The following is a 25,212-nucleotide window of genomic DNA, read 5'->3' as shown; positions in this document are numbered from 1 at the left end:
ACTCTCGTCCCTTATCAGTCTATTACATTACGGATTTGCGACATATGTTGTCCTCTTGCCGTATAGTTTAGACCTGTAATTTGTACACCCTTATTATCACCAATATGAATCATTTTCTGATTCCCTAAATAAATAGATACATGGTTAGGATTTTCATAGAAAATTAAATCTCCTGGTTGTGCACGACCGATATCTGGCACCTGTTTTCCTTGTCCAATTTGAGCGCCTGTCCAATCTCCTAGCTGGACACCTATACTGGTTTTAAACACATATTGTGTGAATCCAGAACAATCTGCACTACCTGCAGCTGGATTTCTAGCACCGGATACATAGCTCACTTTCCCTTGTCCAACCCATTTTTTTGCTTCTTCCAATACCTTTTGTCGTTTAGCATTTGCCATTGTAGGAGAACCACCAGATGATAACCCCGGATCATCATTTTTCTTAAAGAATTTCATTGGATCCGTTGGTTGGTCGTTAATACGAATTTGGAAATCTAAATGGACGGCGTATCCATTCATATTAAGTAAACCAGTATCTTTATTATAGTTAGAACCACCCATCTCCCCAATAATTTGCCCTTTTGTAACCATAGTTCCTGGTGCAACTGATATTTTACTCAAATGTAAGTAACGAGATACAATACCATTTCCATGATCTACATAGACACCTAGACCACCACCATTTACATTTCCTGTTTGGGCTGTTACAATACCTACTTCCATTGACCATACGGGGTCTCCAGCTTTTCCAGCAGTCATGGCTCCAATATCAACCGCATTATGTTGTTTTCCACCACGAACTGCATCAAACGTATCTGTAATACGACCTGATTTCGTTGGCCATTTCCAACCTTTATCAGAAATCCATTCGCCTGATGCGTCTGCCACACACCCTAAATCTTTGTAATACTTCAAAACTTTAGAAACGTACGTGTAATCCCCGTAGCACGCGTTAACCTTTGTCCTGAAGTTATTTGGATCGGAGCAACCAGCTGGGTTTAAATGATTCTTACTTCTTGAGAACTCAATGGCTGTTTCTTCTGAATAACCACCCTTCGCTAATGCATAGCTAATGAATCCTGACCCGAAATTATACGATTGTAATGCTAGGGCTATATCTCCATTCGCCTTTGCTAACACATCTTTAAATTCTTGTACGCCTGCTTCAATAGAAATGTTGGGATCTTTAATACATCCTACACGTGCATTCCCCTTTACACCTATACAAGATGGACTCATGTCTCCATAATGCCCCTCTGAAGCCTGCATCGGGTCATTTCCTGCTCCACCTGATTCCTGCATCATTTGGGCAGCCAAAATACCAACATATTGAGCAACACCATGTTTTTCTGCCATTTCTTTAATTTTAGGAAGGTATCCTGTAACTTTTGCATTAAGGTTAACAGGCTCTCCACCAGGACTCACATTACCTACACACATACCACCAATAAATCCACCAGTAGTAGGAGCAAGATGTCCATATAGCCCTTCTAACATCCCTGCGGCTAATATCTCACGAGCACGGTCTTTTTGACTCTCACTAAATTTTGCAAGTTCCATCGCTTTATCTAAACCGTGAGAAGATACTGTTACCTTTTTACTTCCGCTTGCATTAATTTCATCTATTTTTTTCTTAAAATCTGTATCTCCCAATATCTTTTTTACATCTGGTCCGGAATAACTTTCAGATTTTGTTTTTTGCATCTCCTTTTTCTTTTTTTCACAAGGACCATTCGGTCCTGCCTCACATACCTCTTTTTCCGTATATTCTTCATATTGGATATCCAAGAAATATGATATAGCATCATGCGGATCTTTACCAGTCAAATCGTTATCATACCGCGCCATGTCAAAAGCGACAACCTCTTTCCAATCCGCGTTTAGAGCCATTGCAATTTCTATATACTTTTTCACTTGTTCCTCTGTTTTACTTTCATCATCGGTAAATGGTACAAAAGATGCTAAAATAACACACACCGTAATAATAAGAGCCATAATACAAGCAACAGGTAATCCTACGGCTCCCACAATGGCTCCTACAATTTTCACTACACCAGCTTTTAACAGTTTGGCAGCAGCTTTCGCTGCCGCCCTCCCTGCTTTTCCTGCCATTTTTGCCATTTTCCCACTTGCCTGCATCCCTTTTTTCTTAATAAAGTGAGATGTCGCATCTTTTAAAGGGTTACTTTTCTTCTGATTATTTGGATCGTTAGGATTTTGACTCATAGACTTGTCACTCCATACTTTCCATTTTCATTATTTCTGCTTCTTCGCTGTGCTAGGCGAGGGTTTGGCGCAAATGGAATCAGGTTTTGTGGATCATGTTCTGATAAATTCAAATGTGTCTCTGTGCGTACAACTTCTTCCTGTGTATGAGTTACTAGGATTTCTTCTCTAGGTTTAATACTGCTATCTTGCACTTCACAAACCCTTTCAATCCTTTGATTTGCTTGTAATCGCGTATCTCCTTTTCCGAACGGAGAAATACGTGACACTGTGCCATCTGTTGTGGTAGCGACCATATAACTACGATCTCTTTCTACCACCATTTGCACATTCTGGTATCCCCCTTGGTCTAAATCAGACATATAGAAGTGACCATTGTCTACCTTATGACTTACTGTAAGTGGCGGTTCAGTAAATACTGGTTTCTGTTGTAAAGGTCTTTGATTTTGATTTCCTACTAATTGATTTGGATTAATATTGATAGAACGATTGATACTAATTTTCCCGCCACTAGAATCTTGAATATACGCTGGCATAGCTTTCATACCATTACGATGCTGTGTTAATTGACCGTCTGAAATATTTAAATCTTGATATACCACTTGTCCCGAACGAATACTACTATCTCCACTACCATAACGAGATACAACTTGTGTCATTCCACTGGAATCTTTCGCTTCAATCCATGATTTATTATTTGTCGTAACAAGACGTACTGCACCTTGAGCAACTGATTGTCTTCCAGTAGCATCCGTTGTTGTTGGTACCATTTTCAGAATCTCTTGAATTTCTGTTGCCTCTGCTTGGACAGCTTTGTTATAAGGATTATGTTTGCTTACCGTACGTGCAGTTGCTTGATAAGCACCTACACCACCAATTACACCTGCTGCATAGCTTAATCCTTTTGTCACATTGTAATGGCGTTCTGCTGCGTTACCTCCTAACGAAGTATGAACGGCAGCTGCAGTTCCACTCATCACTCTTTGTACTGCATTTCCACCAGCCTGCTGAACAGCACTAGACGCATTAAAGTATGCTTGTGATACATTTTCCATTCCTTTTGTATGCACGAGATGTTTGGCACCTTCCATCATACTTACACCAACCATCTTACTTTGCTGTGTCATACGTCCCACTGCAGAAGTTGGAATCGTCATTTTCCCAGCACTTTGCGAAATATTTGCTACACTAGCTGATGCATCCGCATACGAGCGCTCAATTTCAGAAACAGACAGATTCCCTGCACGTGCCATACTCGCTTGCGTTTGTGTAGCTGCAAATACAGCTTTATTGATTGCGCCACCTGTCGCAACACCGTGTGAACGAACCCCTTGAATCGCACTAGTAATTCCAGAACCTACTTGTTGACTCACTGTTCCAAGACTAGCATGACTTTGTAAACCTTTCGTTAATTGCGAAGCAAAGGCACCTTTATTAATATACGATTGATTATGTAGACTCTTACCACTCGTATCTTTTGCCTGTATTGGCATCGCCCCCGCTTGTACCGCCGCTTGCTGAGCGACTGCTTTAAATTCATTACCTTTATCATTTAAATGAGATTGCCAAGCTTCTACTTTTTGCGTTTGAGACATAGTTGGAGACAAGTTTTTCATAAAGTTTGCTTTGTTCTCTGCTGCATATCCTTGTTTAAATGACTCTGTAGATGCTTGTACTAAATTCCCGACATTACTTACACCTTTTTGTTTCTGATTTCCATATCCATTTGCTAAACTATGTGTTTTTACACCATTTACCGCTTTTTGAATGCCAGATACACTAGATACACCCATTGCATTTATATTTGGATTGTTTTGCAATTGTTGCGATAGCTGAGAAGCAAAAGCTTCCTTATTGGCATAGCTAGTCCCATCTTTTTGTTGCACAATCCCTGCTTGTTCGGCAGCTTTCTGCGCATGATTTTTAAATCCTTGCACTTTTTGACTCAAGTGTTTGTTCCATGCAGCCTCTTTTTCTTGTTGTGGTACATCTGCAGGGAATTGCTTCATGAATCCTGCCTTATGATCTGCTGTATATGCCTTTTTAAATGCAGCAGTGGACGCACCCACAAGTGAGTCTACTTGTCCCATATTTTGATGGCCACTCTCTAGTGTTTCTCCTTTTACTCCTTCAACTGCTTTCCCAACTTTTCCAAGTGCAAGTTGAGAAGCAAAGGCATCTTTATTTACATAGGACTTATCAAACAGGTTGTTGCCTTGCTTATCTTTCGCATCAACTGGCATTGCTCCAGCCTTTGTTGCCGCTTGTTCTGCATGATTTCTAAATCCTTGAACTTTTGAGTTTAAATGGTCATTCCATTTTTTCTCTTTCTCTTCCGCTGACATGTTTTCTGGTAATTGACTCATAAACGCATCTTTATGGTCTGCCTCATATCCTTTTTGGAATGCGTTAGTTGCAGCGTTAACTAAATCTCTAGCGTTTCCATATGGTGTAGCATTTTTCTTCATATTTTGTAAATCTTGTTTTCGCTGATTTTTGAAATGAGACATTTGATCACTATTTGTTTTTGCTACTTTTTTTGCAATCTCTGCATCGGATGCACCAGGGAATGCTTGTTTTAAACGACTCGCAACTGCAGAATCAGGATTATCCGCTTTCCAATTTTCAAAATCTTTCGTAGCTAAGTCTTGTGCAATATCTTCATCTGTTAACTCTGGATATTGTTCTCCATTTAACCCTTTATACGTATCTAGACCTTTCTTCACACTGGAACCAATATGCTTCCCAGCACTAGTAACTCCTTCAACTCCAGCTGCTAATGTTCTTCCAGCTACTGCACCAGGAACACCACCTGCTTTACTTCCAGCAAATGTTCCTACTGCCATTCCTTCTGGTCCAAGTCCTGCGCCCATTGCTAATCCTGCGAGTCCACCCGTTGCTTTTCCAACCATGCTTCCAATTTGACCTGCTTTTAACATACGAGCTGCACGAGATGTTGTACCTATATCTGTTCCTAAATTGGCTCCTAACGCATTTTTAGGATTATCAGCATCTTCTTTTTTATCTTCCTCGCCTTCTTTTCTAGCTTTTGTCTTCTCTTTATTACTACGATGGTCATCACGTATTCCTTTAATGATGCCCGCCATACTTGCTAAGGCACCCATTCCAAGCATTGTACCTGCTCTATTTACTGCTCCCACCGTATTTGTACTTAAACCAATGAATCCTTTTACAATTTCACCTATAGGAATAAACATAGCAAATAAGATTAATTTAATAATGGTATTATCTGATTTGCCTACTAGTACAAAAATCAACCATATAGTAATCGCATGGATACCTTGTATGAGTACTGTACCAACAAATTCACGCATCCAATATAGAGTTTGTTGTTTCTTTTGCGGAAATAGCCACATACCGACCATAACCGGTCCCATTAACATCAAAATATAAAGAGATACCGCCCGCATTAAATAGAAGAAGTTTGCCCAAAGTGATAATCCTACTTCAATCAACATCGCAAAAATTTGAAATAAATAATCATCCTTATTTTTATCCATAGACAATTCGGCAATTGTCTGACCTGGTTTAAAAACATCTAGCGATTGTTCTCCTATTGCTCTTTTAAACTCCGATGCTACCCAAGTATTAATATCAAATACAATGTTATAGAAGAAATCTAAATGCCATATACAAATAGAAACGATCATTAAATCCTTCGCATATTCAATGATATATGTTCGATTTGTTGGATTAATGGCAGCAGCTGAATACTTTGCTCCAGCAATTACAGCACTGACTAAGACTAAAAAGGCTGCAAATTTAAACATGACTGGTAATCCCGTATTTAATACACTCCCAGCTGTATCGTCTTTAAATAAAAAATTTAATTTTGCACTATCCCCACCAAAAATTAAATCGGGGATAGAATCAATTAATTTATAGATTGGAGAAAGAAAGGTCTTGACCATAGAAACAATTAAGCCGCCAACCCATCCTATTATCTTATCAAGCATAATTTCACCTTCCTTTTCAAAGGTACGCTATTATCCTGCATACCCTTGTACTTTCTTCATGTTATTTAAAAGCTCTTGTAGTACCGCTTCATTTGATTCAATGAACATCATTTCTTTATCTGATGGATCTGTTTGAATCCAAACCGAACTATCTCCTATGCGGAAAATCCCTTCACCTTTCCCTGGATTGTTGAGAATAATGTCAAGCTCTCCAGCAGTTAAGTTAAAGTTCTCTTGGATTTTTTTCTTATCAATCTTATTTTGTTCTAAGAAGAAATAAGAGAAAGTAGATTGCAAGATACCACGTGCTTTCACATTTTCTAAAATACGAACAAAGTCCTGACTTGCCCAACACATACCGGCATTTCTTTTACGTGAACGACGTGCTACTTTTTCTAAGAAGTTAACCGTTTGTTCATAGTCGATAAACTGCCACATCTCATCCACATATAACACTTTTCGTTTGATAGCGTGTTCTGGACTCTTAATCCAATGCTCCCAAATATAGTTCAGGATAACGTGGAAGGCGATTGGCTTTAAGAATCCCTCTTCTAAATGACTAATATTAAAATTAACAACACGTGATTCATTTAACTGTGTTTCTACACCGCGTCCAAAATTACTTTGTCCATCAAATAATGGTTTTGAACCATCACGTAAGAACGGACGAATCGCAGCAATTAACTCTTCTGCTTTCACATCGTCTCCATGGTTTTCCACTATCACATCATAAATTTCTTTTAACTCTGGCTCTGGCTTTCTCACTTGAGACTGAATTAATTGTCCGTCTACCTTCTTCACTTCATCCGTATATAAAGATGAAGGGTGAGAAGTGATACCATGTTTACTGAATACTTCACGAATCGCATCTTCTAACATTGTGCGCTGGAATACATTTAATCCTGGTTGATCAAAATCTTGTCCGCGAATAATAATGTCAAAGAAGCCTAGTATTTCATTGATTTTCTCTAAAATAGGTACAAATCTTACATACTTAACGCCATCACGCTCAACGAGTTCTTTCTTGTCATATTGTTCAAGCGCTTCTAGCTCTTCATCTTTATCCGTAATCTGAAGTTCTGTTACTGCAATTGCACAAGGATTAATAATGATATTACTTTCTGGTGAAATATTTAAGTTAATACCACCTAATCGTTTGGTGATTTTTACGAATTATGATGATAGGTAAGGCTTTGATGTAATCTCCACCTTTTCCCCCACCTCACACCGTACGTGCTAGTTTCCTAGCATACGGCGTTCCATCGTTTCCAACTGACTTTAAAATCAAATTATGTTACTATCGGTTCATTTCCAGCTTTAGTTCTTAGCACATTCAGTTTATCCATTTGTTTCTTGTTAAGTTTAAAAGACCGAAGGTAATGTGTAATCTTATTAAGATTCGTCATGTGAATCAGTTTGTGTATAAACCAATCTACAATTACCAAGTTGTTGTACTTGTCATCCCCACCTTGTTTAATGGGAACAATGTGATGACAATGAACACGTTCAATACCAATTTCCTCACCAGTTACATAACACTTACCATATTGAGCAACGTATTTTGATATCCTATTATCGTTGTACTCAATACTTTTATTCTTCGAATAAGTCCTCATAACTTGGTTGAGAACATCCTTAGGTATTGCCTTAAGATTACTATGTACTTTATTACGCCCCGTTTCCGTATAGTTACAGATAACCTGCGAAAAATTCCACGGGTTTTTATGATGTATTCCTGTAACTGGTAAGAGTGGAGTGTTCTGTACAACGTAAATCTTAGTGTTAGGTTGTATTCCTTTGGTCTTCCTTTTAAAATTCACAGATGTTTCACAGAACTTCATGTGCTTCATATTGTTTCTAAGTCTGGTTCTTATGACTCTTCGCAGAGAGTAATTTACCTCCGTTAAATCCATGTAAATTGTAACCGCATATTTAAAGTAATTTTGTATACCAAGAAGGGTTGAATTAAATTGAGTAACTTTCTCTGAAGTGGGCTCCTTTTGAATTCCTTTGATTCGTTCTTTTAGTTGTCTTTTAGCTTTTGTAATAGCTTTGTCGGACATACTGGTTTTTGCAATATATCCAAATTTAGCTTTACCTTGTTTAACCACTTTGATTTTGAATCCAAGGAAAACTGACGAGTTTTTCTTGAGATTAACCACTTTGGACTTTTTGGGGTTAATTTCTAATCCCAAGCGGGATTTGAGAAAATCAACTGTCGCATGATAAAAGCGTTGTGCTTCATCATAAGTCCGACACATTATTTTGAAGTCATCCGCGTATCTCACTACATAACCACATTTTAGATTCGTGTACTTCCTAGCATATTGTCGAAACCCTAAATGCCGAGTAGAGATTCTGTGAGGTTTGTAGGTTTCCCATTGGCTACTTATCCACCAATCAAGTTCATTTAGAACAATGTTGGAAAGTAAAGGAGAAATAATTCCTCCTTGCGGAGTACCCTTATTGGGAATACCCTCTCCTTCTATCTCAGATTTAAGGATTTTTGAAATAACACATAGAAGTGATTTGTCTCTTATTCCCAGAGTCCACATTTGCCTTAATAGCTTTTTGTGGCATACATTATCAAAGAACCCCTTAATGTCAATATCAACACAGTAGTGTTGGTGACCTATGTTAATAAGACTTACAACTCTACTTAGTGCATGGTGTGTACTTCTGTTCGGTCTAAATCCATAACTATGGTTATGAAACTTAGCTTCACAAATAGGTTCCAATACTTGGAGGATAGATTGTTGTACTAATCTGTCCCAAATTGTTGGAATCCCCAGGGGTCGCTTCTTATCACTGCCCTCTTTTGGGATAAGGACTCTTTTAACTGCTTGTGGTTGATAGTTATTTAATCGTTTCCTAACTTCATGAATAATCTTTGTATCGTTTAGGTGCCAAATATCTTTAATGGTTAAATTGTCAACTCCAGCCGTGTTACTCCCCTTATTAGTTTTGATGTTGCGGTATGCTAATCTAATATTTTCTTCCGAACCGATAATATCAATTAATTTATAGAAATTGTTACCATTAAGGCTATTAGAATATAACTCATCATACTTTCTTTGCATGTCGTAATATTCACTGTGCCTTAGTTTAGTTTTCTTTAACATGGGCTGTAACCTCCCCTTATTTACTGGAGGTTTACATCTCTTTAGTCTTACTCGAAACCATGTCAACCATAAGTAACAGTCAGTTTTCAATCGACTAGTGGCTATCCCTCCACGTTCATTACACGTTTCATAGGTACTGTGCCACCACTTTCACTGTCATAAACCTAGGTTATACAATTTACAATTGTTTTCCCTAGAACCACTTCATCGGAAGCAAGCCCTCAGTGTTGACAGCTTACCACGTTCCGTCATTCCTATCTGTGCATATACCGTTAGGTTTCTCCTATGAGCCTGCTACCTTGATATTGCCTGTAACAATATATGGACTTTCATAAAGGCGAGTTTTACTCATCCACAGTAGCGACACTAATTGTGTCAGTAAGCCTTTCGACTTACTTCCGATATAGACCCGTACCATCAGAGATTCGTCCGCACATACCATACTCTATTGGTTCATAGTGCATACTAACCATAGGTAATTTATAGACTTCCGGTTTATAGGTTACACCACCCACCTCTGAGTGACTTTCGTATCCTATAGGATTACGGTAACTCTCAACCGACTTCACCGAGCTTCATACAGTTCAGTTCTTGCTAACTTCACTGCATGTCGGAGTATTAAAGGAAGCCCTTCAAGGCGTTACCCTATCATTTGACTTCTTGGAATGACAGTTCACTGTTGAACTGTAAGTTCGACAATGCCTAAGCTTTTCACTTAGGAACGTGTCGCACCACCCTCTGGATCTATGATCATCGCATGTGTATCTGCAAGTGATGTTTCACGAGCTAGCTTCATTTTTAAAAGTAAACTTTTACCGGAACCTGAAATCCCTGTCACACCAATGTTATAGTTTGGTGGACGATAATCTGCGTTACCAAATGAATTTAAAAATTCTACTTGTCCAGTTATTTTGTTTTTTCCTATTGGTATACCACCGTTAAATCTTCCGGATCCTGATACAAAGGGGGCAAATGTACATAGAGCACGTCTATCGATATTTCGGTATGTATCTTGCAGAGTATTTGGTGCACCTAATGGCATAACCGCTTTTAAGCCACTCTTCACACGATTCCAAGTGCTCGCTATCTTAAAGTGAGATGCTTGCATTTCATCTTCAATATACTCACATAAAACATCTAATTCTTTCTTTGAATCAGCATACGCAACCGCCATCGTACTTACCATATAGGAGTCATTTTCATTAAATTGAATTTCATCCATTAGATTGTTTGTATCCTGAATTTTTGCATCTAAGTCTTTTTCCTGGTCAATATTTCCGCGTGTACGTTGGAAAGAAAGGTTCGAACGTAACATTGTCAGCTGCATATCTAACGATCGCATCGCTTTTGCTTTTGGCTCTTTATGAATATCAATCATGACATCAACCTCTCCAGCTGAAGTTAACATGTTCAGCCAATTGGTCTGCATCATACGAGGGTATCCATCACGTGGAATATAAAATGGACGGAAGAAAGTATTACTTCCCAAAGACTGCTTAATTACCCCATAGTCTTCTGAATCAATTTTCATTCCTTCTGGGGCAATGACATCAAACACAGTTGTTTGATTGTCTATTTGAGGCGGAACTTCTTCTTGTTCGTACCCTTCCTCCTCTAGTTCCAATTCGTCATTCTTTTCAGCTTCTAACTTCTTTTTTTCTTTTTTCTTCTTTCCAAACAATTTCATACTTATGCCACCCCGTTATTTGATTTTTCAGCTTTTTCTTCCGCTAGAACTTTCTTCATTAACTCTAGTTTTCTCTCATTTGTGTCACCTGTTGAATACAGAGAGAAGTTCTCATTTTCAATTAAATCTTGGAAACGTGCTTTCACCGCTTTACGACGGTTAAACGCTACGTATAAGAGTTCTATTAATTTATCTTTCGTTAACATTTCTACACTAATTTTTGCTTTCGATAGTAGATTTCGGGAAGCATTATAACGACGATATAATTCGTTAAACGCTTTATCTACAATCTTTTCTTCCAATTCATCCTCTGTATCAGCTGTAATCGTACTAATATCCACTTTGTATGGATAAATTAAATATCGCTTTTGCTCATATCGAGGCTGCGAACGTTGCCAGTACTCTAAGTTGTCGATAACTTCTTGCCCATAAAGTACTGTCTCTGGTGTAAGGTCCTTCGCACCTTTCATTGTTTCTGTCATTTTTCGTACAGGATCTGTTAAATCTACAAACTTACTTTGGATATATACCTTCGTATTAAACTCTAATGTGGTTAACCAGGATTCAATTTTGATATCAATCGCTTCTTGTTCCGCATTAGAAAGCAGGTAATAGTTTACTGGGTGTGCCTCAGCGATTAGGACAAACGTATCATCATGATAACGAATCATATGATTTTCAACTTCCTTAATGTCTTCTACAAAAGCACTAAAGAAATCCACATTATCCTCATCAATTTCCTCTGTAGCAGGCGTATTCTTTTTATTTTTCTTTCCATTTTTTTCAGCAGTACGTTTCTCTACCCCGTTCTGACTTTTGCCCTTTTTCTTAAAACTAAATAGCGGTTTTCCATTCATTTTCCGATAAAAGAAAAACCCTACAATGGCTACCAGTGCAAAATATATCATTTCTAACATCTATAAATTCTCCTTTACCCATGTAATTGGCTCATACCCTTTTCTCCACTTGCCTTTTTCAGAACGGCTACGCATTTTGATAAGTAAAAATTTGTCTAAATACATGTGTTGTTTTTCTTTATAAATAAAAGCAAACGTTATTACAACTACTACTGTTGGTATTGCTAAAATTAAGCAAATAAAAAATGCTACTGCCGCATTAAAAGGTGCAAATAGCCGCCATAAGAATGGTACATATAAATAAAGGGATGCTCCTCCACCTAAAAGATAAATCAATTGGCGTTTGCTCAGCACACCTAACAGCGTTTTTTGTTCCGAAGTCATATCAACAGGAACGGTAACCTTTCTCATTTTGTTTCCTCCCTTATATAAGAGAAGCTCTCCCCAAATAGAGGAGAGCTTTTATAAACTCTTATGTTAAATTTTTGTAACCCAAGCAGCGATGTCGTATGCTTTGATCATGACAAAGCCTCCAATTGCCGCACAAGCCAAACCAATCATGGCTTGTGTACGGTTTTCAGGGTTTTTCCCTTGTGCACCAGATAGTTTAATAGCTGCAAATACAACGCAAGCCGCTACCCAAATCCCCCCAAAACCAATTAATGTTGTTACAAGGGTATTCATGCTTTTTTGTACAGTGGTAGCATCTGTACCACTGGTGTGCCCAGTAAGACCTTTCTCAAAACTAGTTTTTGCCAGCAGAAAATCTCCTACCGGTGTTGTCATAAGTTTTGCAGACAACCAATTCAACATAATTCCTGCACCTCCGGGTGTTTTTTGCTCGCAAAACGCAAAAAGACCCCAATACACGCACACGTCCCCTAAGGACATGGCGCATATTGAGGTCTTCTCTTATATGCGAACTGATTAATTTTTTATTTTATTGTTAAATCTTATTACGTTTATATTATAGCAATACGATTTTAAAAAAACAAGCCTTATTTACACCTAAAAAATAAAATTGGACTTTTCGTGTTCCATTTTACTTCATTTCTTTTTATCATCTTTGTTTGGATCGTACCATACCATTTGAATTTGAAAAATATCACTGTCCTTAAGACCCAAAACATTCATTTCCTCTTTCAATGAGCGCCATGGTTCTATTTTTATCGATTTTGTACTTTTGTCTCTAAGCGTATATACATGTACATAATATGCTTCTTTTTTCTTTTTCATAATACAAATAACTTCCCCTTATATTCTTTATATTTTTTTAATAACAGAATAAATAAGTATGTAAAAATTACACACTTCATTTAACATTCCCTCTTGTCACTTTCATAACTATTCCCCCTACCTTCACATATATTCACTTACTTTCATTAAATCAAAAAACAGGTAATCATGTTTAATCACAATTACCTGTTTTTTATCATTTATATCTATTTTTTATTTCTTAAAATCTCATTAACCTCTTCAACACTTAATTCTGCAGCCTCTGCAACTTTCTCTAAAGGTACACCTACTTTAATCATGTTTTGAATTAGTTGTATTTTGGCTTCTTTTGCACCTTTTTCTTCTGCTGTTTCTATTTCAGATATTCTATCTTTTATTTCTTTTTCTCTAGCCCAATATAAGCGTAAAAAATCCTTATCGCTACTTAAACGCTCCCAATCCTCTATCGCTTTTTTTAAAACTGGATCTTTTTCCATTGCTATCGCCTCCAGGATTGTTGTTAATCTCTCATCCTCATGCGCAGGAAATAATAGTAACCAACGCGCTAAAGAATCTTCCCACGGATCCATTCGTTTCCCTTGCCATTCTTGAATCACTTTTGGGATTTCAAGAAAATGCAACTGCATATTTTCGGTAATGATACGTTTAGATTTTTTGTTCATCACTGTATTAACATTATGAAACTCCTGCTCCTCTGGAAATAGAATGAAATCCACTATATTAATACAAATGGTTGGTCTTAATTCTGTATATTTCATCCCTTGAGTCATTTGAGAATAATACATACCTGACCAATAGAACAAAGAACGCTCTATCATATCTTTTTTGTCTCGAACTTGAATCTCTATATTAATTTTTATACCACTATTTAGCGTAGCTCGCAAATCTAAAATAGACAATTTATCATCCTTCTGCTCTCTTGGAAGATGCGGATCATCTAAGTGCAAAGATGTAATTTCTTCATCAATAGATGATTGTAGTACCGCGTTAAGAAATCCAATTAATATATCTTCATTTCCTTCTACTCCAAACAAACGCTTAAAAGCATAATCAACTCGTAAATTTACTAGATTCTTTTTTACATATACACTCATGTTCTCCCTCTACCTTTCTCGTTTTAAAATTGTATTTAAGAGCATAAAAAAAGATAGAATTACAATTCTATCTTTTTCTCCTCTATTCATCTCATCAAATATGGCTACTAGTTACTTAATATATAAGAAATTTCCTCTTCACACATATTTGTCGCATTTGCAATTGTCGTGATAGAAACTCCCTCATTATAAAATCGTTGAATGAGTTCCATTCTTTCTCGTTCCCTAGCTTTTTTATCTACGTCCATTAATTGTTGCATAATATCCATATACTTAATACACACCTTTCTTTTATATAAAGTCCCCTAGTTAAACTGTTACGTGTATTGTTAAAAGAAAGTTTTACACTAATACTGCTACTTTGTTGTAAAATGTACAACTTTCTTTTAAGTTCACAACGTGTTTAATTACAACAAACCCTTTTACTAATATGCTTTTAAACCATTATATTTAAGGCCCTTAAGAGAAAATAATTACAAGAAAGTTGAACACTAATGTATTTCCTTTAGGAATGCATACTATCTTAATTATTACAAGAAAGTTATGGACTATCCTACTAAAATAAATTATTAAAAATTTATACACTCCCACTCAATACTTGAGCATAAATAAAGAGTGTGTTCTGAAAAGGATCAAAACACACTCTTTATATTTTTTCTTGTAAAACAAAAGTTCAGAACAAAATGGGTTAACTTTCTATCTATATCCCCTTGTTTGTTTATACATTCGATATTAATTTTCTTCTTCTCTTATTTATTCATCATACTCACTATATCTCAATAAAAAAACCGAAATCATAGAAAGATTTCGGTTTATCCTTTTTATAAAAGAGTTATATTTATTTTAAACTCACGAATGAATTTTTTTGTTTTAAAAACGATGATTTATAATCCTTAGCCCATACTATCTTTTAGTTTGTTTGATTATGAGCTTTGATCAATTTTTCAACGTATTCTTTTATATCCCCTTCGCCTTCCCTTACAGCCACCTTTATACTTGCAGCCTCTTTTATTTTAGATAAAGTAACTACTTTATCTTTGAATTTTGTATTTAATAAATATCGAACTCTTCTTTTTTGAAAATCTTGTAAAGATTCTTCAACTGTGACAATGTAACTTTGTAATAAAGAATGATTTTTCTTTTTTTGACATTTCTGGTATACACCTAATATTTTCGTAACAGCTGCATACGTTTTTCTAATTAACTTACCTCTGTTTTTTTCATATTCATCCCAGTTATCAACTATTTTTTTTGCTTCTTCGATTAATATTAAATCTTCTCTATTGTAGCTTTCTACACTCTTTTTTTTTGAATGCTTCCCCAAAACCTTAAGTGGTGAATGTTCCTCTAACCACGCTCTCTCATAATTGCTTAGCCACGCATATGCAGCTCTATTTAAACCACTTAATTTCGCTCTCGTATACGCTGGATATTTATTTCGTAATTGTATCCATTTATGCTTGTACTGAGCTGTTTTCTTTTCTCGAGCGACCTTCAAACTGTCTTCTCTCGATTTTTTAATTGGGACATTTTTACGATCCTTCAATATTTTTCGTATAGTCGGTGGTGTAAAACCCGTTTTCATAGCTATTTCTTTTTGTGTTAATCCACTAGATAAAAGTTTGCTAAACTCCACTTCCCATACGTGGCCTTTTTGAATAATCCTATTATTAAAGAATGCAACTTCTAGGGGGTTTTGCTCCCATTCCCTAAGTCTATATATATAACCACAATCACACTCAAAATCCCCTTGAATTTCTCGATTCAATCCGTGAACACTGATTTCCACCTTATCTACACATTTTTGTAAATAATGATTCGATAGGGAATTCATGCATAACCATGGACCTTTTCCAAAGGGTTCATACAAATATTCATTTTCAAAAAAATTTTTTACTGAGCCACACAAACATCGCATAATCAATATATGCCTAATGGGATGACAAAATTGTATACTACCTTTCCCCAGAATATAATTTACCCATGATAATCTTTCATCTATTTTAAATGAGGATTCTAACATCCTTAATAGGGTTTGCGAATAATGATCTTGAAGTAACTCCCTTAAGCGCTGATGTCTTTTTAAAGTGGGGTATCCAATCCCTTTAACCTTCAAAAGTGTCTCATATTTCTCAACATAATAATCTTTTGAAAAAGACGAAAAATTTTTATCTAGCAAATATTTTACATCTTCTGCAATTCCTATTAATTCATCCACAAGTTCACTTTCCATGAATATCTCATTGCTGTTACTATCCTTTAGATTTGGATAGATAAAATTATGAGACCGAAAAGTCATAATATTAACCGGATGTTTCTTTAGAGGTAATTGATGTTTAATGCATACAAAAACTCCTGGAACCTGATGTACTCTATTCCAATACCCTTCACCATAAAGTTGATATTGTTCCTTTACGCATACAGAGCAATAATATAAATGCTCTTTTGACTTTATATTCCCTTTTTTCAAACTAAATAAACTCTGATAAACTTTTGAAGAGATTCCTATGCTTAATTGTTCGTACCATTCTTTTGTTTTAAATGGTCTTATAAGTGGAATCAGTGAATGCCTTTCTATAAAATACTTTTCAGTAAACACATCTGAAAACACTTGTAAATTATCAACTAAATATTTTAATTCACCAATGGATTCAATCCCGAAGAAACAGCCACTTTTATTAAACAACTTCTTCATAGTATGCTTTTTTGATAAATCTGGACTTCGAATATGATATCTAGAGACTATACTATAAAACAATTCATCCTCATACGGTACAGGAAAATAATCAAGCATTTTACATCACCTTGATTCTTTATAATTAAATTCTTTTAAAGGGTCCTTAATATATCCTTCACCATTGAGAGCCTCATACGCAGACTGTCTATTCTTTTTACCTTCATCAATGATACACTTTAATTTATTTTTATCCTCTACTACAACTTTTTTCTTTTTGCTTCCTTTGTCCTTAATATATTGTAAAGCTTCTTTCATCAACTCACTAATTTTAGAGTTAGGTGATTTATTTAATACATATTTTGTTGCTCTTTCTGCATCCTTTTCGTTTATATCTAAGTTTATAAGGGAAATAATCAATTTCTCTACCTTTGTTGGTTCTATTTTCTGACGCTCTTGTGCGATTTTTTCTTTTTTATCTTGGAGTTTGGCTCTCATATCAATTACTGGAAGTTTATTAAATATATAATCTTGTATATCTAACGATACAAGATCTTCATACTTTGCAATTTCTGTTTCACAACCAGATTTAAGAGCTTGAAGCATAGGTTGAACAAGTCTTAAATCTTCTTTACCCACTTTTCTGATTAATTCTGATGAAATTTTTTCTATGCCCGTTTCAATCGCTCGCCCCTGTGCTAGTAAAAACAACTTTATAGCTATATCAGTAATACCCTCGCTTTCCTCGTAAATAACATCTAATAAATCTTGATTTAGTTCCACATGTTGCTTTGTCCACTGATAATCCCACATACTTGTAATTAAAACTTCCCAATCTTCTTTATTGCTCATTTGTTGCCAGACCATATCACCTTGTCCACTACCACGACGTGCTTGTCTAAAATCTTTTTGTAAAAGGCTCCTAGCCCTCATGGTTCCAATTATCATTACCGGAATACCAATTTCATTAATAAGGGTAACAAAAAAATTCATCATTTTCTCAGAGGCATCCCCTGTCGCTGCCAACAGATGTTGAATTTCATCTATGATCAATGCACCAACACAATGTAGTCTAGAAATTTGCCCCATCCTAGTTACCATTGAACTTATAGAATTAGAGGATTTCCCATAACTTTCGAGATAGTTTGTGCCAATTAATTGATCTATCTTTTCAAAGAAGTTTTGACATAATGACTTTAACGACCCATCATGTGGGCAATTTAATTTTAACCAAACAATTTGAAGCGTATTGAGGGGATCTCTATGAATAATAAGTTGAGGATATAATGAAAGTATTCGTTCTATAGCTGTTGATTTTCCAATGCCAGAGAAACCCATTAATGTAAAACTAGATGCAGTAGCCCGTATATCCGCCGGCAGACTTAAATTATTTCTTTCTACTAATTGATGATGTAATTCATTTAATACTTGAACGTGTTGCTTTTGAAGAGGATTCCGATTCACATATCCATAGCGTAAAAATCTTGAAAAACGTCTTTCCAAGTCTAATGTTTGAGAAATTGGTTGAAAAAAACGAGTTAAACGTAATAAGGCATGAAATCGATGATGATCTGATAAATTTCTTTCTTTTTCATGATAATTGGGTAGGAAGCTAAGTTGATCAAAAGCTTCTTCATATGACAATATGCCAGGTAAAGCTTCTATCAGCGGATTCCCCTGATAATCAACTAATTGCTGTTGCTGATATTGAGCTAGAAAAGCGTATGTCCCATTATCTAACTGTATTTCTCTTAGAGTGTCACTCATGCTTATGCCTCCTCCTTTTATTAAATAATTCTTTAACTGAGCGACGCTTGAATTCATCTTCTTGTTGTTTATCCAAATGAATAACCTCTGGTAGAGCCTCTTCTTCATTGTTATCAAGTTGAAATACTTCCTCAGTTCTTCGCATTTTCCTCTCCAATTGGGTATGATGCTTGATGTCTTTAATTTTCTTTCTCTTTATTACATGCTTTGTTTGTTTTTTGCTTGCTTCCTTAACAGCTTCTTTAACAATCGATTGAATATTATCAAAAAAGTTAATTTCATTTTGTAGTAATATATGTTCTTCTTCTTTGTAACCTTTACTTTCTAAGCTATTTAACTGTCTAACCTCCTCTAAGGCTTTATCTTGATATCGCTCTTGATGTTTTAATAAATAGCAGTTTTCAAATATCTTTTCATCCTTTGTATGAATATAAATATTATTCATATTTCGAGGATCATAAGAAGCATCCACTTTCCAACTTTTCTTTGTTCTTGCTGTAGCAAACCATGATTGTTGTATTGCCGTGTCACAGCTATACAACATTTTTTCAAATCTGATTCCTTTTGCAGTGATTCTAGCAACACCTCTCGGCATTAAATAAAATTTCATGATATCAGGATGAACGACTCGTAATTTCCCAGAGCGATTTTTTATTCCCCATTTCCACAATTCAATTGGTGTTGGTTTTACATTATCAACTATCATATCTTTGTCCCGTATATAATTCTTCATATAGAAATTTTTATTGTAATGCAGAATAAAATTGATAATAATTTTTGTATATTGTTCTATATTGAGTTTCGCCTCTAAACGTGGATCTTTTGCCCCTCTTTCACCCCAATCTTTTAAAACATATCCAGGTAAAAAGGGGCGTATTGTTTCTTGAGATGTATCAAATAATTTTTCTACAATGCCTTTCCAGTCTGGACGAAAGGATGGATTATTTTCCACTGTAATATTAAGCCCTTGTATCAAATGATTTACATTATATCCTTCTAACTCTCCGCGATCTCCTAAAATAATCTCTGGTAGATGTGCTGCTGGCCAACAATTATCTGTAATATTAATACCATAATCCGCACAAAAGTCCTTTTTATAAACTGTAGAATTCAAAAGTGCCATCATCATTCCAGTCCATGAGGGGCCTTCAAGCCCAATATAAAAACCAGTAATTAAATGGGTAAAGACATCCGTTACATAGTATATAGTTGGTCTCTTCAATACCCAATCAGAATTATAACGAGAAACTATATATACGTTAGCGATTGTCGCATCAATTTGATATCTGGATCCCGGTCCAAAAACTTCAAAAGAAGACGAACCTAAAACAGCCCTATGATCTCTTTCGAATTTCTTTCTCCCATGCTTAGCTGACGTAATTTCTTCAACTCCATATTCTTTATGAAACCAATAATAGAACTGTCGAAAAGTAGGAATGGTATCTGCGTCTTCAATCACAATATACTTTGTTCCATCTTGATAACGAATGCTTGCCTGAAAAGCATCCCTAATCATCATTTTGTATGTATATGTCAGTGTATTTTCTGGACTTGTAAAATAATAATTTTGTATAGCTTTCTTGAATATTCCTTTTAATTCCGATGTAATATTGATTCCCGTGCTATTAGTCATTCTCGGTCTACCCGTCTTATTTCCGCTCCAATTCTTCGACTTCCCCTTATTACCGCAATTTTTAAAATCAGGAAGTAGGCTATCTCTGACCTTTCCTCTTTGCCAATACCGCTTTAAATATTTGTAAATCGTTTGTTTTGAGCACCCAAAATTCCCTCTCGTTTGTCTAATTAACGTACCTCTTTTATCTCTTTTATAAATGTTAGGTTCTTGAATTATTAAATCTTGTATAATATTCCATGCCTTATCTCTCATAAGTATATCTTTTTCTGTCAATTCTTGATGATTTACAACTGGAAATACTTCATCATTGCTTACTTTCATATACTGTCCATTCGAAAAGCCTTCTTGAAGACTTTTCAGTGTATCTACAAAAGGCATAGCTTTTTCATCATATACATCGATTAAATATGTAATAACATTACTTTCATCTATCCAGAGTAATCTGTATATCTTTGAATCATCAATTGACTTAAATATTTCATTAACTGATAGCGTAATCAAAATTCTCATCGCCCCTTTCACTAAAAGCTAGTTCGCTTATATGTAAACCTCGCATATTTAATTTTTGCGTATTGATATCTACAGAAATTAACTTTCTAGCTACTAAATATTTAAAATAATTAATTGACGAACCTTGTTCCAAATTATACTGTTCTTCAAACTCATTGCAGATTTCTATAAAGCTCTTATCCACATTTTGAAACGTCATTAAGTAACTAAAAAAGAATTTCACAAAAGTTTCATCCTCAATTTCTTCGAGATAATAATGGTTATGAATCCACGAAATATTCTGACTCATCGTATCGGGAATATCCTTTTCTGTTACAACTCCCCAATCGATTCCTTTCCTTTCCCAATATTCTCTTTCTATCTCAAACTTTTCAATTACCCTTTCATTTTCTAATTCACTACTAGGCTTTATAGTCCTAGCAATATATTTAATTTCTTTTCCGTCTCGAACCGTCAGGAAAAAATCTGTTGTCAGAACTATTAACGTTTCAGTTCCTTTACAAATAGGATGATGTATCCCTTTTTCTTCAGCAATTTTATATGTCAATTCTCGATTTAATGGAAATTGTTCACGAATATCAATAACTTCTTCTATCCATTCTAATATAAAAAAGTAATCCCTCTCTAAATCCGACAGAAACTCATGTCTCCTATTAGTTTTCCACCCCATTATACGAGAGCTATTCCCCGTTGAAGATACATTTTGTATCGTTAACCAGGGTTTATAGTTATTTAACTCCCCTTGTCCTCTGCCTTCTTTTATATACTTCTCTATTTTCTTTTCCGTCCAATCATTTTTACGCTTTGCCATTTACATATCCCCTCTTAAAAAATTTTTATCATTTCCATTATCGGATATTTTTATGCGTACAATACATATTCTTGTTTATAAAAAAACGGATATTTTATAAAAAATATCCGTTTCACTCTTAGTGTTGATATAGGTTTTGTAATACTTGTTTTAACTCTGGTTTAATTGCAATAATAGAACGAACTGTTTTTACTTGTTGTTCTGCATCTTCTACATTAGAAGCATGACCTAATTCTAATAATAATCCTGTAGCAACCGTACCAGTACGATTTCGTCCACCAGAGCAATGGAAAAATACTTTTTCTCCTCGTTCTACAGCTTCTTTAACGGCTCCAATTGCACTTTTAACAGATTCATCTTGCCCTTCTACACCCTCTACAATTGGATAAGCATGTCGCTTAGCTTCACCTGGAAATCCTTCTGGCTCTTCTCCTCCAGCACGTAAATCAAACACCTCTGTAATCCCATGCTTTTTTACTGCGTCTTGTATAGCGTCTACTCCACCAATATATACTTTTCCTTTTACAAGTTCGTGATAGTTCGTCATGTTTGTTAGTCTCCTTTTATTTATACTTTAGCAGCAGTTAGATCCGCCACTAATAACAAGGCCTGCACCTTGTTGATCTTCTACATAGTCTAGTGTCAATGTATTTACAATTTCAACAACCTTTGGATCCATTGCAACTTGAATACCGTTTACTGTTTCTGTGACATCATTTTCTTGTGCTTCGCCTAGATTAATACCGTAGCTAGGACCACAGCAGCCAGCACCATCAAATGTAAAACGTAATGTTGTAACACCATTTTCTTTCATAGCAGTTTCAATAAACTCTTTTGCTTTATCTGTAATATTCATTTTAACTTCCCCCGTTTTATAAAGATTGACTCCAATCATGCACAGCATGATTTTCTAAGAAGCGTTCGGAATCCAATGCAGCCATACAACCAGTTCCTGCAGCCGTAATTGCTTGACGATACTTATGGTCTTGCACATCTCCACATGCAAATACTCCTGGTATATTTGTCTCTGTCGTTCCTGGTTTTACAACAATATAACCAGCTTCATCTATCTTAACTTGACCATTTAAAAACTCTGTATTTGGACGATGGCCAATCGCAATGAAAATACCGTCAGTTTCAATAATTTCTTCCTCACCAGTTTCGTTATCTTTCACTTTTAGACCTGTAACTTTTCCATCTGCTATTACTTCTATCGGTGTTTTATTTAATCCCCAAGTAATTTTCTCGTTTGCTTTTGCACGATCTTGCATGATTTTAGATGCACGTAGTTCATCTCTACGATGTACAATATGAACTTCTGTTGCAAACTTTGTTAGGAAGTTTGCTTCTTCCATTGCAGAGTCTCCACCACCAACTACAATGACTTTTTTACCACGATAGAAGAATCCATCACATGTTGCACAAGTTCCTACTCCACGACCCATATTTTCCTTCTCTCCTGGAATCCCGAGTAATTTAGCAGAAGCACCTGTAGAAACAATAATGGATTCAGCTTCTATCTCTTCCATTCCAGTTACAGTGATTTTAAATGGTCGCTTAGATACATCCACTTTTTCTACCCAACCATTTTTAAACTCTGCACCAAATCGTTCTGCTTGTTTCCTCATATTGTCCATTAGCTCTGGTCCCATAATACCATCAGGGAAACCTGGAAAGTTCTCTACATCCGTTGTCGTAGTTAATTGTCCACCCGGCTGAGTTCCTTCAATAATAAGTGGATTCATATTCGCACGTGCTAAGTAGATAGCTGCTGTTAATCCGGCTGGTCCTGTTCCTAAAATAACGACTTTATGCATTGTGAATGCCTCCTAATGAACAATTATTGAACTGTCAATTCTTTTAGTTTTTCATATCCAATAACATCTTCTGATTGCCAAGGAATAATCACACTATTATGTTTTGATTCTTTTTGAACTTCTTGAATCCATTGCACTTCAGATTGTGATCGTCCCTTTAATACTGGGTCTATTGTATGCGTTGCATAAAAGCTTTGATTAATTACCCACCATTTCGGATAAATTTCTGCACGTTTTAAATCCTCTTGTAGACGACTTGCTTCATGAACTGGTGTCGCTTCTGCTAACGTTACAATTACAACACTTGTTTCCTCTGGATTACGAAGACGTGGTAGTAAGTTTTTCACAGACTGCGGTACTTCACCTGAAGATCTTGCGATTTCTTTATGATACGTTTGCGCCGCATCTAGTAACAATAATGTGTGACCTGTTGGTGCGGTATCAATTACCACGATTTCATCATTTGCTTTTTCAACAATATCAGCTAAAGCACGGAATACCGCAATCTCCTCTGTACAAGGAGAACGTAAATCTTCTTCTAAATACGCTAACCCTTCTTCATCTACTGTATCTTTCGCCTGCTCAATAACTTCCTTACGGTAATTTTCTACTTCTAGTTTTGGATCAATACGGCTTATCGTAATATTCCCTTGTTCGCCATGCATAACATAATCAATATGTGCCGCTGGATCCGTTGTAGTTAAATGTACATGATGTCCTTTTTCAGCAAGCCCAACTGCAATTGCTGAAGCTACAGTTGTTTTTCCTACTCCACCTTTTCCCATTGTAAAAATAACTCTTTTTCCTGTCTTAGATAGGTCTGTAATCAAGTTTTGAAGAGGTGGTATAGAAACATTGTGTTGTTCTTCATCTGAAATTGAAAGATTTTCTATTGGTTGAACCAACTTTCTCATATTCTCTATGCCAGTAACATTAAACGGCACTAATGGAATTTCATAAGCTGGAAGATCTTTCAGTTCTTCTGTCATGTTTTCTAACGCACGTACTTGTCTTGTAAACAATGCTTTAGAAACACTATCATTTTGCACATAGTTCGTTAAAACACCATTTACTAGCAAATATTGATTACTAACTCCAATTTCTTTTAACTCTTTGGCTGCACGTTCTGCTTCTTGCAACGGGGAACTATCAGGACGTGTCACAAGCATTAACGATGTTTGCTTTGGATTAGATAACGCTTCAACAGTTTGACTATATAATTCTTTTTTATCTCCAAGTCCCGCTAACGGTCCTAGACAAGAAGCTCCATGTGTACTTTCTTCTAGGAATCCGCTCCAAGCTGTTGGAAGTTGAAGAAGACGGAGCGTATGTCCTGTTGGCGCTGTATCGAAAATAATGTGATCGAATTTCGATGTTAATTCTTTATTTGTAAGTAACGTAGAAAACTCATCAAAAGCTGCAATTTCTACTGTACACGCTCCGGATAATTGCTCTTCCATTGTCGCAATAACCGTATCAGGTAGCTTTCCACGATATGGACCAACAACACGCTCTTTATATTCATGAGCAGCTGTTTCAGGATCTAAGTTAGCTACATGTAGATTCGGAACATTAGGAATGACTTTTGGTTTATTGGTTAGTTCGATTTCAAATACGTCTTGCAAATTTGAAGCGGGATCAGTACTAATTAACAAAACACGTTTCCCCATATCAGCTAACGTTATGGCTGTTGCACATGCGGTTGATGTTTTACCTACGCCACCTTTACCAGTAAAGAATAGAAATGGTGTAAATGTCATTGTGCTTGGATTAAATAGGTTTGTCATTGCCTTTCA

General features: G+C 35.9%; 17 protein-coding genes and 2 pseudogenes. All 19 read right to left on the bottom strand.

Annotation, left to right across the window (positions count from 1 at the left end):
* Positions 1 to 14 precede the first annotated feature (14 nt).
* A complete protein-coding gene (locus BAQ44_RS14335; RefSeq protein ID WP_000081395.1) occupies positions 15 to 2,228 on the bottom strand; it encodes a lysozyme family protein in 2,214 nt (737 codons plus the stop codon).
* Entirely contained in the window at positions 2,225 to 6,205 is a 3,981-nt protein-coding gene (locus BAQ44_RS14330; protein WP_000884600.1) for a TrbL/VirB6 family protein, read from the bottom strand. Before BAQ44_RS14330 ends, BAQ44_RS14335 begins: the two co-directional genes overlap by 4 nt.
* Before the next feature lie 30 nt (positions 6,206 to 6,235).
* Positions 6,236 to 7,378 (bottom strand): annotated as a pseudogene (locus BAQ44_RS14325) (VirB4 family type IV secretion system protein); the annotation flags it as partial.
* Between the two features lie 116 nt (positions 7,379 to 7,494).
* Entirely contained in the window at positions 7,495 to 9,327 is a 1,833-nt protein-coding gene (gene ltrA / locus BAQ44_RS14320; RefSeq protein WP_000914978.1) for a group II intron reverse transcriptase/maturase, read from the bottom strand.
* 733 nt (positions 9,328 to 10,060) lie between these two features.
* Positions 10,061 to 11,014: pseudogene (locus tag BAQ44_RS14315) on the bottom strand (VirB4 family type IV secretion system protein); the annotation flags it as partial.
* A 2-nt stretch (positions 11,015 to 11,016) separates the two neighbouring features.
* On the bottom strand, positions 11,017 to 11,931 hold the full coding sequence (locus tag BAQ44_RS14310; protein ID WP_046199529.1) for a hypothetical protein: 915 nt from the start codon (positions 11,929 to 11,931) through the stop codon (positions 11,017 to 11,019).
* On the bottom strand, positions 11,932 to 12,282 hold the full coding sequence (locus BAQ44_RS14305; RefSeq protein ID WP_046199528.1) for a PrgI family protein: 351 nt from the start codon (positions 12,280 to 12,282) through the stop codon (positions 11,932 to 11,934).
* Between the two features lie 66 nt (positions 12,283 to 12,348).
* The gene (locus BAQ44_RS14300; RefSeq protein WP_071722025.1) at positions 12,349 to 12,684 is read right to left on the bottom strand and encodes a hypothetical protein; all 336 of its coding nucleotides are present in this window, start codon (positions 12,682 to 12,684) and stop codon (positions 12,349 to 12,351) included.
* A 234-nt stretch (positions 12,685 to 12,918) separates the two neighbouring features.
* On the bottom strand, positions 12,919 to 13,107 hold the full coding sequence (locus tag BAQ44_RS14295; protein WP_044797362.1) for a hypothetical protein: 189 nt from the start codon (positions 13,105 to 13,107) through the stop codon (positions 12,919 to 12,921).
* A 206-nt stretch (positions 13,108 to 13,313) separates the two neighbouring features.
* Complete coding sequence (locus BAQ44_RS14290) at positions 13,314 to 14,201, bottom strand: Rpn family recombination-promoting nuclease/putative transposase (protein ID WP_046199526.1); 888 nt, start codon at positions 14,199 to 14,201, stop codon at positions 13,314 to 13,316.
* Positions 14,202 to 14,308: 107 nt separating this feature from the next.
* Positions 14,309 to 14,470, bottom strand: a complete 162-nt coding sequence (locus BAQ44_RS31055; RefSeq protein WP_169833827.1) for a hypothetical protein — start codon at positions 14,468 to 14,470, stop codon at positions 14,309 to 14,311.
* Between the two features lie 641 nt (positions 14,471 to 15,111).
* Positions 15,112 to 16,995, bottom strand: a complete 1,884-nt coding sequence (locus BAQ44_RS14285; RefSeq protein ID WP_000888139.1) for a TnsD family Tn7-like transposition protein — start codon at positions 16,993 to 16,995, stop codon at positions 15,112 to 15,114.
* 6 nt (positions 16,996 to 17,001) lie between these two features.
* Positions 17,002 to 18,642 carry an ATP-binding protein gene (locus tag BAQ44_RS14280; RefSeq protein WP_001285624.1) on the bottom strand — a complete coding sequence of 547 codons (1,641 nt, stop codon included), beginning with the start codon at positions 18,640 to 18,642 and terminating at the stop codon, positions 17,002 to 17,004.
* Positions 18,635 to 20,779 carry a TnsB C-terminal domain-containing protein gene (locus tag BAQ44_RS14275; RefSeq protein WP_000631828.1) on the bottom strand — a complete coding sequence of 715 codons (2,145 nt, stop codon included), beginning with the start codon at positions 20,777 to 20,779 and terminating at the stop codon, positions 18,635 to 18,637. The genes BAQ44_RS14280 and BAQ44_RS14275 overlap by 8 nt, the downstream gene beginning before the upstream one ends.
* Positions 20,760 to 21,599, bottom strand: coding sequence for a heteromeric transposase endonuclease subunit TnsA (locus BAQ44_RS14270; protein ID WP_001129155.1), 840 nt, complete (start codon positions 21,597 to 21,599; stop codon positions 20,760 to 20,762). The genes BAQ44_RS14275 and BAQ44_RS14270 overlap by 20 nt, the downstream gene beginning before the upstream one ends.
* Before the next feature lie 118 nt (positions 21,600 to 21,717).
* Positions 21,718 to 22,146, bottom strand: coding sequence for a protein-tyrosine phosphatase family protein (locus tag BAQ44_RS14265; protein ID WP_033695785.1), 429 nt, complete (start codon positions 22,144 to 22,146; stop codon positions 21,718 to 21,720).
* Between the two features lie 27 nt (positions 22,147 to 22,173).
* Positions 22,174 to 22,455, bottom strand: coding sequence for a HesB/IscA family protein (locus tag BAQ44_RS14260; RefSeq protein ID WP_001027747.1), 282 nt, complete (start codon positions 22,453 to 22,455; stop codon positions 22,174 to 22,176).
* Between the two features lie 16 nt (positions 22,456 to 22,471).
* Positions 22,472 to 23,416 carry a thioredoxin-disulfide reductase gene (gene trxB, locus BAQ44_RS14255; RefSeq protein WP_000549739.1) on the bottom strand — a complete coding sequence of 315 codons (945 nt, stop codon included), beginning with the start codon at positions 23,414 to 23,416 and terminating at the stop codon, positions 22,472 to 22,474.
* A 23-nt stretch (positions 23,417 to 23,439) separates the two neighbouring features.
* Positions 23,440 to 25,203, bottom strand: a complete 1,764-nt coding sequence (arsA, locus tag BAQ44_RS14250) for an arsenical pump-driving ATPase (protein WP_000182869.1) — start codon at positions 25,201 to 25,203, stop codon at positions 23,440 to 23,442.
* Positions 25,204 to 25,212 lie beyond the last annotated feature (9 nt).

It is taken from the genome of Bacillus mobilis (assembly GCF_001884045.1).
Classification (GTDB): Bacteria; Bacillota; Bacilli; order Bacillales; family Bacillaceae_G; genus Bacillus_A; species Bacillus_A mobilis.
This window is presented reverse-complemented; position numbering and strand designations above follow the sequence as displayed.